This window comes from Streptomyces sp. OfavH-34-F, assembly GCF_022347745.1.
Classification (GTDB): domain Bacteria; phylum Actinomycetota; class Actinomycetes; order Streptomycetales; family Streptomycetaceae; genus Streptomyces.
The window spans coordinates 1-11,628 of sequence record NZ_JAKRGC010000201.1 but is presented as its reverse complement, the minus strand read 5'-3'; the positions used below and the strand labels follow the sequence as shown (position 1 = coordinate 11,628).

Genomic DNA, 11,628 nt, shown 5'->3' with positions numbered 1-11,628 from the left:
CGGCTCACCGCGCCTCCTCCCTCCGCCGGGCCGCGACCGCGTGCCGGCGGCCCCGCGTACGCCACCGGGCACCGGCCACCCCCAGCAGTCCGGCGGCGGCGGTGACGGCACGCCGCCGCCGGGACACCACCGCACGCCGGTGCAGGACGCGGTAGTCCTGCTCGGCGACCGCGTCGAGGATCCCGCCGTACAGGGTGAACGCGGCGCGGATGCACGGGCGCACCCGCGGATCGAGCATGCCGATCCCCGGCTCCGCCGTCCGGTACACCCCCCGTGTCAGCTCCGCCGCGTCCACCAGGGCGGCCCGGATGCGCGCGTCCGTCCGTCCGGTGCGCCGGCTCCACTCCAGGAGCGGCCGGTCCACGCCGTGCGAGGCCAGCAGGTCGGCGGGCAGATAGACGCGGCCCCGGTCGAGGTCCTCGCCCACGTCGCGTACGAAGTTGGTGAGCTGGAACGCCACCCCGAGCGCCGCCGCGTGCGGCTCGGCCTCGCGGCGGGGCACGACCGTGCCGAGCACCGGCAGCATCTGCAGACCGATCACCGCCGCCGAACCGTGCACGTACTTCTGCAGGTCGGCATAGGTGGGGTAGTCGGTGACGGTCAGGTCGGCCCGTATCGACGCCAGGAAATCGGCGAACAGGTCGTGCCCGATGCCGTACCGGGCGGCGGTGTCGGCGACCGCCCGCACCACCGGCTCGTCCCCCGAGCCGGTCCGCAGCCCCCGTACGAGATCGTGCTCCAGCCGGAGCAGCAGCCGGTCGCGCTCCGCGGGCACCCGGTGCCGGTCGAGGTCGTCGACGATGTCGTCCGCCCAGCGCGCGAAGCCGTACAGGGCGTGCACGGCGGAGCGCCGCTCGGGCGGCAGCAGCCGGGTGGCGAGGAAGTAGGTGCGCCCGTGCCGCGCGTTGAGCCTGCGGCACCGGGTGTAGGCGAGGCGCAGCCCCGGATCGGTGATCCCGGCCGCGTCCAGCTCACGCCGGGTCATGGGCACCCGCCCCGGCCGGCAGGGCGGGCTCGCGGCCTGCGGAGGAGGGCGCGCGTGCCGTACGGGGCCGCGAGGCGCCGCCGCCGGTGATCCGCGCGGCGGCCAGCTTGCCGCTGAGGAGGACGGTCGGCACCCCGACGCCCGGTGTGGTCCCGCACCCCGCGAGCACCACGTTCCGCGTGCCCCGTACGAGATTGCGCGGACGGAACGGGCCGGTCTGGGCGAACGAGTGGGCGAGCGAGAACGGCGTACCGGCGCAGTGGCCCCGAGCCGTCCAGTCGAGCGGGGTGACCAGCAACTCCTGCCGCACACTGTCCGCGAACCCGTCCAGGCCACGGCGTTCGAGTTCGCGCACCAGCCCGTCGCGGTAGCGCGGACCGAGGTCCCGCCACGCGGCGGCCGGGGGACCGGTCTCGGTATTGGGGCAGGGCGCGAGGACGTAGTGCAGGTGGCGGCCCGGCGGCGCCAGCGACGGATCGTGCGTGGTCGGACGGGTGATCAGCAGCGAGGGGTCGCTCATCAGCTCGCCCCGGCGCATCAGCTCGTCGAAGGTCCGCTCCCACGCGGCGCCGAACGAGAGCGTGTGGTGGGCGAGCTGCGGCCAGGTGCGGTCCGTACCGGCGTGCAGCACCACGGCGGACGGCGAGTGCCGCACGCGTACGGGCCGCCGGGGCTGCCGGCCCAGAAGCGCGTAGGCGGCGGGCAGTTCGCAGGTCAGCACCACCGCGTCGCAGGCCAGCCGCTCCCCGGAGGCCAGCCGCACGGCCCGCACCCGGTCACCCGACCGCTCCAGCGTGCTCACCTCGGCCGACCAGCGCAGCTCGGCGCCGGCGTCCGCCGCCGCGTCGGCCATGGCACGCGGCAGGGCGTGCATGCCGCCCTTCGGGAACCAGACGCCCGCGACCGTGTCCATGTACGCGATCACCGCGTACGCCGCGAGCGCCCGTGCCGGCGCCACTCCGGCGTACAGCGACTGGAACGAGAACACCCGGCGCAGCCGCTCGTCCGACAGGAAGCGGCCGATCCGGCGATCCAGCCGGCCGAACCCGCCGAGTGCCGCCAGCCGGGCCAGATCGGGATGGAGCAGCGCGAGCGGCGAATCGAAGTTCGTGTCGATGAATCGGCGCATCTGCGCCCGGTACACCCGCTCCAGCCACCGCCGCAGTTCGCGGTAGCCCGCCGCCTGCCCCGGCCCGGCGAACCGCCGCACCTCCGCCTCCATCGCGTCGCCGTCGGTGTGCACGTCGAGGGAGGAACCGTCCGCGAAACACGCCCGGTACGCCGGACGCAGGGCCGTCAGCTCGACGCGGCGGTACAGGCTGTCGCCGACCGCGGCGAACGCCTCGTCGGCCAGCTCGGGCATGGTCAGCACCGTGGGCCCGGTGTCGATCCGGAACCCGCCGAGCTCCACCCGCCCCGCCCGGCCCCCGGGCCCCGTGTCCCGTTCCACCACGGTGACCCGGCGGCCGGCCCCCAGCAGGTGCAGGGCACACGCCAGCCCGGACAGCCCGGCCCCCACGACAACGACATGCTCCACCGATCCCGGCACACGCCTCACACGACGCCCTCCCTTCCGACCGCACGCGGCCCGATCTCACCCCGCCCCCTGCCGGACGCCCAGCCTCTGACGGCGTGTCGTCCCCGGAGTCCTCCGGTCGGCGTACACCCGCCCCGTGGGCCACCGCGTCCCGGCGGGCACGCGTTGCACCAGCCGGCGTAACACCGGTCGCCCGGGGCCCGGCGGCGGGCGAGGCTGCTGCGCGGGCGCGGCGAGGGCGCGCGCTCGTCCCAGCCGTTGCGGAAGCGGGGGATCGCCCATGACGGAGACGAGTACCGAGCGGGACGACGAGCACGAGGCCCGGTCGGCCGACCGCAAGGGCGGCCCCGGGCACACCGTGCTGCTGGCGGTGGCACTCGCGGTGCCGGTGACGAAGGTCGCGTACACCGTCGGGGGCGGCGCGGCGGCCCGGGACGTGTTCATCGGCATGGAACCCGCCAACTGGCCCGACGTCCTGATCGGCATGATCCTCACCGATCCGCTGCTCGCCTCCGTGCTGGCCGTCGTCGTCTCCCGTCTCGTCTTCGCCCTGTTCGCGGCACGCGGCGCCGTCCCCGTGCGGGGAGGGTTCCTCCGCGCGCTGCGGAGGGTGGCGCTCACCGTGGTCGCCCCGGCCGCGATGGGAGTGGTCATCGCGGGCTTCTTCGGTCCCTGGTGGGGGCTCGGCACCGCGCTCGCCGCGTACGCACTGCGCAAGGGCGTCGTCGTGGAGTACCGCACCGGCAGACGGCGCCACCGGTCGCACCCCGACCGCCGTACGCCCTCCGGATCAGCTGAGGACGGCCATGGCTACGAGCCGTCGCCGGCCTTGCGCCGCCTGGCGGCCCTGGAGCAGTGGGTGGCGCTGCTGCTGACCGCCGTCGCGCTCCCGGTCCTGTTCTTCGCCGCCGCGCTGGACGGCCGGGCCTGGACGTCGATCGTCCGGTGCCAGGTCACCGCCGGCACGCACACCGAGAGCAACCGGCTCATCGAACTCGGCCGCAAGGGCAACGGCGTCGTCGGCTGGAACCTGGACACCCACGAGATCACCAACGGCGACGCGTGCACGGGCGAGGCGAGTCTCTACGTACGGGAACCGTGGTGGCGTCGCTGAGGGATCACCCTCGTCCGCTCGCCCCGAGCCGGTGGATCTCCTCCAGCGGATAGGGGGTGTGCCTGCTCTCGCGCCGGAACGTGCGGTTGAAGTCCGACACCACGGCGGCGACCGGCGCGTGCCGGGTCAGGATCGCCACGGCCTCCACCGGGACTCCGGTGGGGCGCCGGCCCCCGGCGAAGGCGCGGACCAGCTCGTACCGGCCGTCCAGGTCCTCCCTCGCGCATCCGAACAGCGCGGTGACCAACCAGTTCACCAGATGCGTGGCGGTGTAGCAGCGGTCGTAGGCCCGGTGCCGCTCGAAGAACGCGACCTCGCCGGGGGACAGCGAGAACCGGGAGGAGGTCGCCAGGCCGTAGTCGGCGAAGTAGAGGCGGTGGCCGTCGGTCAGGATGTTCTCGAAGTGCGCGTCGAAGTGCAGGAGGCCGCCGTCGTTCATGAACGAGAGGCCGGCCGCCAGTTCCCTCTCCACCATGAGGCAGGCCCGGTCGAGGGCCTCGCCCCCGGCGGCGGCCTGGGCGCCGAGCCACTGGTGCAGGTTGTGCGGGATGTACTCCAGGAACAGCGCGACGCAGGCCGAGGACTGCTGGAGGGCGTCGAGCCGGCGGCGTATCTGCGGCCCGCCGCCCCAGTACGCGACGGCCCGGTCCACGTCGGCCAGTTCCCCGGGCAGGGGCGCCGAGTCGGGCAGCACCCGCCAGTGGTGCATCAGGGGGAAGCGCTCGCACTCCGCCGCGAGCACCCAGTTCGTCGTCATGGTGTGGACGGCGAGTTCCCGCCAGGCGCCGAAGCCGGGGCTGCCGATGGCGCCGACGCCGTACTGGAGGAAGGCGGGCAGTTCGAAGAGGTTCGCGGTGGACCGGACGTGCTCGGGCCGCCTCTCCAGGTCGGTGAGGGGCACGCGCTTCACGAAGACCGGGGTACCGGCGACCTCCATGAGGGCCGACTTCCCGCCGATCCCGCACCCGAGCGGCGCGGCCGCGTCCACGAGCCGGCGCAGCTCCTGGTCACCGCACAGGGCCAGGGACGTGGAGACCGCGCTGTGACGGGCGAGGCGCAGACCGTGGGACATGCCCCCAACGTATGCCCTCGACGTACAGGAAGGCAGGCCGTTCCCGGCCCGGCCGCCCCGTCGCGCGGCTGTGCCCCGGCTGGGACCGTCCTGTGTCATTCGTGTCCCAGGCTGAGGTGGACGCCGGGGAACGCCTGACGGTCGCACCACCGCACCACCGTCACCGTGCCGCCCCCGACGCGCCCGGTTCTTGTACGTTCGGCTGTCGCTCAGCACAGCCTCACCGCGAGTTAGGCCAAAATGACACACAAGGGACGCATCGTCTTCGCCGCCGCCGCCCTCACGACCCTGAGCCTCGGGCTCACGGCCTGCAACGACGGCGACGACTCGGCTTCGGTCCAGGAAACGCCCTCGGCCTCCGCACCGGCCTCGTCCAGCCCGTCCGCCCCGAGCAGCGAGAGCCCGTCCGCCGAGCCGAGCGAGAAGTCCAGCCCCGCGCCCGGCGGTGACGTGGCCGCGCCGGGCACGAAGCTCAAGATCGGCGAACGCGCGATCCTCCCCTTCAAGTACGGCACCTCCAAGACGGGCACCGTCGCCGTGACGGTCACGGCGATCGAGAAGGGCACCGAGGCCGACATGGCCCGCTTCGGCGACAAGGCGAAGGGCATGACGCCCTACTTCATCCGCATGAAGGTCGAGAACGTCGGCGGCACCGACCTGTCCTACTCGTCGCTGAGGCTGCGCGGCAAACTGGCGGGCGGCGGCCCCACGGGCGTCATCCTGATCGGCGACCTTCCGGGCAAGTGCGACAGCGAAACCGCGCCCCGCGACTTCACCACCAAGGGCGCCTCGTACGAGACCTGCTCGCTCAGCGCCACGAAGACCGACCCCGTCGCCGTCGCCGCGTTCGAGGAGGGCGACGCGTACCGCGACAGCCCGGTCCTCTGGTCCAACTGACCCCTCACTCCCGCACCGCGCGGGCCGGGCGTCCCGTCGCGAACGGACGCCCGGCCCGCGGTCGTCCCACCCCTCCCGGGCCCCCTCGGTCCACGAATTGCAAAATTCTTCAATTCACTACATGATGTGCTCGCCGTGCCCGCAGGTAGCCGCGGGCACGGCCCCGGGCGCCGCCCCGGGGGGCCGCAGAGGTGAGGGGTGACGAAGACCGTGCCGGTTCCGCTGTACCAGGCCAAGGCCGAGTTCTTCCGGATGCTCGGACACCCGGTCCGCATCCGCGTGTTGGAGCTGCTGCAGGACGGGCCGATGCCGGTCCGCGACCTGCTGACGGCGATCGAGATCGAACCCTCGGCGCTCTCCCAGCAGCTGGCGGTGCTGCGCCGCTCCGGCATCGTGGTCTCCACGCGTGAGGGCTCGACCGTGGTCTACGAACTGGCGGGCGGGGACGTGGCCGATCTGATGCGGGCCGCCCGCCGCATCCTCACCGAAATGCTGGCCGGCCAGACCGAACTCCTCGAGGAGCTGCGAGGAGCCGAGGACGCCGCACGGTGAGCACATGCGCCGCCCGGGGCCGCCACCTCCACCGGGAGGGGCTGCCGCCCGCCGCGTCCGCCGGCGAGGCGGTCCGGTGAGGGCCGGGCTGGAGGGCCTTCCGCTGCGCCATGTGCTGACGGTGCCCGCGAGGGGCGCGGCGGTCCGCATCGCCCGCGAGACCACCGAACAGGTCCTGGCCGAATGGGGCATCAACCGGGGTCACCCCGCCGTCGATCCGGCGCTGCTGATCCTGTCCGAACTGGTCGCCAACGGCGTCCAGCACGCCGCCGCCCTGTCGCCGAACCTCACGGTGATCTACGCGGCCGGCGCCCACACCTTCGCCTTCGGCGTCCACGACCGCCACCCCCACCAGCCCGCCCTGCGCTCCTCGCTCACCGAGCCCGGCGGCCTGGGCACGGTGATGGAACTGACCCTGGGCCTGGGCGGCTCCGCCGTCGTGCGCGGAGACGCGGACGGCGGGGGCAAGAGCATCTGGATCACCCTGCCCCTCTAGAGCCCGCCGGAATCAAAACAAGTTCGCCGGAACAGACAAGGACGTAAGAACACCATGAGCGACGACACCCAGTTGCTGCCGCCGTGCCCCGAGTGCTCCGGCGCGTACACCTACGAGATGGGCGCGCTGCTGGTCTGCCCGGAGTGTGGCCACGAGTGGTCGCCGGCGACGGCCGAGGGCGCCGCCGGCGACGATGGGGTGATCAGGGACGCGGTCGGCAACGTACTCGCCGACGGCGACACCGTGACCGTGGTCAAGACGCTGAAGGTCAAGGGCAGTCCGTCCGGGATCAAGGCCGGCACGAAGGTGCGCAACATCCGCCTGGTGGACGGGGTCGACGGCCACGACATCGACTGCAGGATCGACGGGTTCGGCTCCATGCAGCTCAAGTCCAGCGTGGTCAAGAAGGCCTGACCCGGTCCACCCGGCCCCGTTGACGTCGTACCCGCGGGTGACGTGCCGCGACGCTTCTCGAACTCCCTTTTCGGTCATCTCCCCTGCGGGATGTCTTAAATCGTAATTCCGGACTTTCCGCGTAAAAATCCGGTCATCCGCGAGACTCTGTGTCACGGTCTGTGGGCGCTGCGTATAGGTTCTGCGTTGGTTTCGGGTGGCTCTCGTGGCCCGGACCGAAGGCTCATCCACCGCAGGCGAAGGGGGAAGTCGCATGGCTGACGTCGATCTCGGATTGGCGACGGACTGGGAAGAGGGGGAGACGCACGGGCGCGTCCAGCTGCGCCAGAACCAGGTGTATCCGCATTCGCCCAAGAAGGACGTTCTCATCAGCTCCCCGGTGAGCATCGAGCTGTCGGTGAACACGAACTACTCCAGTTCGCAGGAGGCCGACAAGATCTACTTCACCACCCACCACGGCTCCACGAAGAAGATCATCGCGGTGCTTGACTCGGACGGGAACCTGCACATCGCCGGCCGGCTGATCACCGATCAGAAGGACCTCCAGTACTGAGGTGACTTCTTCCGGGGCAACCGCCCTACCGGCCCGAGGAGGGCCCGCACGGCCGACAAGGTCGTGCGGGCCCTTCCGCCTGAGCCGGTGCGGCTCATCGAGTGCCGCGCGGCGGGGACGACCGGCGCCCCGCCGGAAACACCCCCTAGTACGCGACGTTGAAGCGTTCCCGGATGTGCTGGGGGTTCTCGACCTCGTCGATGAGGGCGACCGCGTAGTCCTCGGTGGAGATGAGGCTCTGGCCGTCGGCGTCGGTGACCAGGTCGTCGAGCCCCGTGCGGTAGCCGCCGGTGCGTTCGCCGGGCTGGATGGTGGCGGCGGGGCTGAGGTTGGTCCAGCGGAGGTCGGTGACGGTGCGGTAGTAGTCGAGCGCGTCGCCGTGGGCGTGCATGATCTGGAGCAGGAACTCGGGCAGCCCCTCGGCGTCCCAGACCAGCTTGCCGTCCGGGGTGCGGAGCGACCCGGCCCCGCCGACCGCGATCAGCCTGGGGGCGTCGGCGCCGAGCGCACGCAGCCCGGCGACCAGGGACTTCGCGGCGGGCTCGATGGTGGCGAGGTGGCCGGGCCCGTCCCCGCCGCCGACGGCGCTGACGACGACGTCCTGGCCCTCGGCCGCGGCCGTCACGGACCGCGGGTCGAGCACGTCGCCCCGGACGACGGTCAGGTGGGGGTGCGACACGGTGACCTTGGCCGGGTCGCGGACGACGGCGGTGACCAGATGACCCCGGTCCAGGGCCTCGCGCAGCACACGGCTGCCGATCGTGCCGTTGGCACGAAGAGAGCGATCTTTGCCACGACGGGCTCCTCACACAACAGGGGATGGGGCCGGCGGCGCGGCCCCTCCGGGGGATACGGACGGGATCATGACCTTCGTAGCGCCCGGGCGGTTCCAGGACGGGCCGACGTGCCGGGATCCACGCGAGATTCCGCTGTTCACCGCGCGGAACAGGGCCTCGATATTCCTTTGACGCCCGTCGGCGGGCCCTTGCTACTGTGAGCCGTTCCGTCGGACCACCCGGGTCTTCCGTGCCCGCCAAGGGAGTGAATTTTGTGCCCCGGCCCTCGCCGCGCGCCTCGCTGCACGGCTCCAACCGCCATGTCTTCCTGAGCCGTCCGGAACGGACGACCAACGGACGCGGACTTCCGGTGCTGTGATCTGCCGACGCCCCCGTGACCCTCAGATGTCGAGGGATGCGGGAGCGCTCCTCCGGCGAGGCCGCTCGGCCTGCTCTTGCTGTCATGACCGACTTCTCAGCAAGGAGCCCTCCGGGTGTCCGGTACCGACAAGAATCTCTCCCACGCCCAGAACACCGTTCTGGCCGGCACATTCCCCTGCGCGTGGTGCGGCCTGACGGTTTCCGCCGCCACCGCCGACGGCACACGGCGCAACCACTGCCCGTCGTGCCTGCACTCGCAGCATGTGCTCGACCACGTCGAGGGCGGCCCCAGCACGTGCCAGGGCCGCATGTCACCGATCTCCGTAGCCGTGCTGCGGACCGGCGACTGGATGGTCATTCACCGCTGCGTGCGCTGCGACGAACTGACCTCCAACCCCATCTGCGCCGACGACAACCAGCTCATCCTGATGCGCATGGCCGTACGGCCGCTGGCGCAACCGCCCTTCCCGCTCGAAGCATTCGGCGACCTGTAGACCGGAAGGAGAAGAACCCGTGCCGAGACGAGCGAACAACTCCGGCAGACGCACCCAGAAGACGCGGCGGCCCCAGCGGCACAAGGACGTCCTGCACCGCCGGGGCGGGCACCGGCGCCACGACTTCAGATGCGTGGCATGCCGGCTGGACGTGTCCTTGGACGCACCCGGTACCACCCACCGCAATCACTGCCCGAACTGCCTGGCCAGCCTCCACGTCGACCGCCGGATTCCGGGTGACCGGGCATCGGGCTGCCGGGGACGGATGGAAGCGCTGAGCGTGTCCGTACGGCCCGACGGTGAATGGATGATCATTCACGAGTGCCGGTCCTGCGGCGAGCTGAGCGCCAACCGGATTGCCGGTGACGACAACGCACTGGCCCTGGTGCGCCTCGCGCTGAAACCGATACGGGACAGCAGCGTCGCCCGCCGCACGCTGCTCCGGCTGTGACCTGACCACGGGAAGGGCGAAGCGCACGGACGACGTGCCCGTGCGCTTCGCCTCCCGGGTGTCGGAGGATCGGCCTGCCCGTCCGCCGGTCATCGCCCCGGTCGGCGGGGCCTGTGTGGTCCGGCGGGGCGGGCGGGGGTCACGGCAGGACGATGTCGCGGCCCTCCCCGCCGTCGAGGGTGTCCTTCCCCCTGCTGCCGTGCAGGAAGTCGTCGCCGCCTTCGCCGTACAGCATGTCGTCGCCGGAGCCGCCGAGCAGGATGTCGCGGCCGTCGCCGCCCATGACGTGATCGTCGCCGGGGCCGGCGTCCACGAGGTCGTCCCCGCCGTATCCCTCGATCATGTCGTCGCCCCGGCCGCCCCACATCCGCTGGTTCCCGGCGTCGCCCATGAGGTGGTCCATTCCGTCGCCGCCGGACAGGTTCGCGGGCCCCATGACCATGTCGTCCCCCGCGCCGCCGAGCACCGTGCGAGCGGTGTGGGCGTGCAGTTCGTCGTCGCCCGGGCCCCCGCTGACGACGTTCATCCCCGGGGTGAAGGCGGCGATCGTGTCGTCGCGGTCGCCGAGGAAGACGTCGATCCGGTCGGGCCGCGCGCTGTCGACGGGCAGTTCGCAGACGACGCCCATGGTGTCCCCGGGGGTGCCGTACGCGCAGTGCCCGCCCGGCTCCAGCGGGACCACGTCCCTGAAGCCGATCCGGCGGATTCCGTCGCTGGTGTACATCGAGTAGATGCTGAGGTTGTTGGCCTGCCGCGAAGCGGCGGTGAAGACGATCGACTGCGTCTCCCAGTCGGCCCCGACGCGCGCCGACGCCCCGGCGGCGGGGGAGACGGGGGCGGCGGAGGAGGGGCCCGCGGGGCCGACGGCGAAGCCGGCGGACAGCAGGGTCACGGCGACAGCGCCGACGGTTGCTCGGTTCCGGTTCATGCGACCTCGTTCCGGAGGAGTGACGGTGGACCGTCCCGCACCGGCCCGATCCGACCCATGGACGGGTCGCCGGGGCGGCGCGGATCGGACCGGGGACCGGCGGCCGTCGCCACTATTGACACGCGCGGCGAAGACCGTACCGTTGGGAGCGCTCCCACAACAGCCTTGTCACTGGAAGGAGTTCCCCCCACATGCACAACAGAATCCCCTTAACCGGACGTTCGAGGTCGTACGTCCGCCGGCCGCTCCAGACCCTCGTGATGCTGTTCGCCGTCGTCGTCGGCGCGCTGGCCTGGTCGACGCCCGCCCAGGCCCACGGCTCGATCGTCGGGCCCGCCTCCCGCGCGTACCAGTGCTGGGAGACGTGGGGCAGCCACCACATGGACCCGGCCATGCAGACGCAGGACCCCATGTGCTGGCAGGCCTGGCAGGCCAACAGCGACACCATGTGGAACTGGATGAGCGCCCTGCGCGACGGCCTCGGCGGCCAGTTCCAGGCGAAGACCCCCGACGGGACGCTCTGCAGCAACAACCTGTCCCGCAACGCCAGCCTGGACAAGCCGGGGGCGTGGAAGACCACCACGGTCGGCAACAACTTCTCGGTGCACCTGCGCGACCAGGCGTCCCACGGTGCCGACTACTTCAAGGTCTACGTGAGCAAGCAGGGCTTCGACCCCAAGACCCAGACCCTGGGCTGGGGCAACCTCGACTTCATCACGCAGACCGGCAGGTACGCACCGGCGACCGACATCACGTTCCCCGTCCAGACCTCCGGCTACAGCGGACACCACGTCCTGTTCGTGATCTGGCAGGCCTCGCACACCGACCAGGCCTACATGTGGTGCAGTGACGTGAACTTCGGCTGAGCCGGGAAGCGCCGCGCGCGGCGCCGGTCCCGGCCGGACACAGCTGAGCCGCCGTCCGGCCGGCCGAGCCCTGCCGGAGCGAGGGACGCCTCGCCCCGGCAGGGCTTTCCGC

General features: G+C 72.1%; 13 protein-coding genes and 1 pseudogene. 9 read left to right on the top strand and 5 right to left on the bottom strand.

What is annotated here, in order from left to right:
- Positions 1-4 precede the first annotated feature (4 nt).
- Both MHW47_RS24305 and crtI read right to left on the bottom strand, forming a co-directional pair.
- Complete coding sequence (locus tag MHW47_RS24305) at positions 5-985, bottom strand: phytoene/squalene synthase family protein (protein ID WP_239225903.1); 981 nt, start codon at positions 983-985, stop codon at positions 5-7.
- Positions 972-2,543 (bottom strand): phytoene desaturase family protein, encoded by a 1,572-nt coding sequence (gene crtI, locus MHW47_RS24300; RefSeq protein WP_239225902.1) that lies wholly within the window; start codon positions 2,541-2,543, stop codon positions 972-974. The genes MHW47_RS24305 and crtI overlap by 14 nt, the downstream gene beginning before the upstream one ends.
- Before the next feature lie 259 nt (positions 2,544-2,802).
- Here crtI and MHW47_RS24295 point away from each other — a divergent pair, with 259 nt between their 5' ends.
- Positions 2,803-3,636, top strand: coding sequence for a hypothetical protein (locus tag MHW47_RS24295; protein WP_239225901.1), 834 nt, complete (start codon positions 2,803-2,805; stop codon positions 3,634-3,636).
- 4 nt (positions 3,637-3,640) lie between these two features.
- On the opposite strand, the gene MHW47_RS24290 is transcribed toward MHW47_RS24295, so the two are convergent.
- Complete coding sequence (locus MHW47_RS24290; protein WP_239225900.1) at positions 3,641-4,708, bottom strand: serine/threonine-protein kinase; 1,068 nt, start codon at positions 4,706-4,708, stop codon at positions 3,641-3,643.
- A 240-nt stretch (positions 4,709-4,948) separates the two neighbouring features.
- On the opposite strand from MHW47_RS24290, the gene MHW47_RS24285 reads away from it, so the two are divergent.
- From MHW47_RS24285 to MHW47_RS24265, 5 genes are all read left to right on the top strand, one after another.
- The gene (locus tag MHW47_RS24285) at positions 4,949-5,605 is read left to right on the top strand and encodes a hypothetical protein (protein ID WP_239225899.1); all 657 of its coding nucleotides are present in this window, start codon (positions 4,949-4,951) and stop codon (positions 5,603-5,605) included.
- A 210-nt stretch (positions 5,606-5,815) separates the two neighbouring features.
- Positions 5,816-6,157: a metalloregulator ArsR/SmtB family transcription factor gene (locus MHW47_RS24280; protein WP_239225905.1), complete on the top strand. Its 342-nt coding sequence runs from the start codon at positions 5,816-5,818 to the stop codon at positions 6,155-6,157.
- A gap of 76 nt (positions 6,158-6,233) precedes the next feature.
- Positions 6,234-6,653, top strand: a complete 420-nt coding sequence (locus tag MHW47_RS24275) for an ATP-binding protein (protein WP_239225898.1) — start codon at positions 6,234-6,236, stop codon at positions 6,651-6,653.
- A 54-nt stretch (positions 6,654-6,707) separates the two neighbouring features.
- A complete protein-coding gene (locus MHW47_RS24270; RefSeq protein ID WP_239225897.1) occupies positions 6,708-7,067 on the top strand; it encodes a zinc ribbon domain-containing protein YjdM in 360 nt (119 codons plus the stop codon).
- A gap of 253 nt (positions 7,068-7,320) precedes the next feature.
- Positions 7,321-7,620 carry a DUF6342 family protein gene (locus MHW47_RS24265; RefSeq protein WP_239225896.1) on the top strand — a complete coding sequence of 100 codons (300 nt, stop codon included), beginning with the start codon at positions 7,321-7,323 and terminating at the stop codon, positions 7,618-7,620.
- Positions 7,621-7,765: 145 nt separating this feature from the next.
- On the opposite strand, the pseudogene MHW47_RS24260 reads toward MHW47_RS24265, so the two are convergent.
- Positions 7,766-8,415, bottom strand: a pseudogene (locus tag MHW47_RS24260) (NAD(P)-dependent oxidoreductase).
- A gap of 475 nt (positions 8,416-8,890) precedes the next feature.
- On the opposite strand from MHW47_RS24260, the gene MHW47_RS24255 reads away from it, so the two are divergent.
- Complete coding sequence (locus tag MHW47_RS24255; protein WP_374230139.1) at positions 8,891-9,271, top strand: RNHCP domain-containing protein; 381 nt, start codon at positions 8,891-8,893, stop codon at positions 9,269-9,271.
- A gap of 19 nt (positions 9,272-9,290) precedes the next feature.
- Complete coding sequence (locus tag MHW47_RS24250; protein WP_239225894.1) at positions 9,291-9,722, top strand: RNHCP domain-containing protein; 432 nt, start codon at positions 9,291-9,293, stop codon at positions 9,720-9,722.
- Positions 9,723-9,861: 139 nt separating this feature from the next.
- Here the strand turns inward: MHW47_RS24250 and MHW47_RS24245 are convergent, their stop codons facing one another.
- Positions 9,862-10,650, bottom strand: a complete 789-nt coding sequence (locus tag MHW47_RS24245) for a calcium-binding protein (protein ID WP_239225893.1) — start codon at positions 10,648-10,650, stop codon at positions 9,862-9,864.
- Between the two features lie 260 nt (positions 10,651-10,910).
- On the opposite strand from MHW47_RS24245, the gene MHW47_RS24240 reads away from it, so the two are divergent.
- Positions 10,911-11,516 (top strand): lytic polysaccharide monooxygenase, encoded by a 606-nt coding sequence (locus tag MHW47_RS24240; protein ID WP_239225892.1) that lies wholly within the window; start codon positions 10,911-10,913, stop codon positions 11,514-11,516.
- Positions 11,517-11,628: the final 112 nt, after the last annotated feature.

Excerpts from the sequence above, each read along its gene's own strand:
- MHW47_RS24295 (WP_239225901.1), top strand. The coding sequence starts at position 2,803 with ATGACGGAGACGAGTACCGAGCGGGACGACGAGCACGAGGCCCGGTCG.
- MHW47_RS24270 (WP_239225897.1), top strand. The coding sequence starts at position 6,708 with ATGAGCGACGACACCCAGTTGCTGCCGCCGTGCCCCGAGTGCTCCGGC.
- MHW47_RS24245 (WP_239225893.1), bottom strand. The coding sequence starts at position 10,650 with ATGAACCGGAACCGAGCAACCGTCGGCGCTGTCGCCGTGACCCTGCTG.
- MHW47_RS24305 (WP_239225903.1), bottom strand. The coding sequence starts at position 985 with ATGACCCGGCGTGAGCTGGACGCGGCCGGGATCACCGATCCGGGGCTG.
- MHW47_RS24285 (WP_239225899.1), top strand. The coding sequence starts at position 4,949 with ATGACACACAAGGGACGCATCGTCTTCGCCGCCGCCGCCCTCACGACC.
- MHW47_RS24290 (WP_239225900.1), bottom strand. The coding sequence starts at position 4,708 with ATGTCCCACGGTCTGCGCCTCGCCCGTCACAGCGCGGTCTCCACGTCC.
- MHW47_RS24265 (WP_239225896.1), top strand. The coding sequence starts at position 7,321 with ATGGCTGACGTCGATCTCGGATTGGCGACGGACTGGGAAGAGGGGGAG.
- MHW47_RS24240 (WP_239225892.1), top strand. The coding sequence starts at position 10,911 with ATGCTGTTCGCCGTCGTCGTCGGCGCGCTGGCCTGGTCGACGCCCGCC.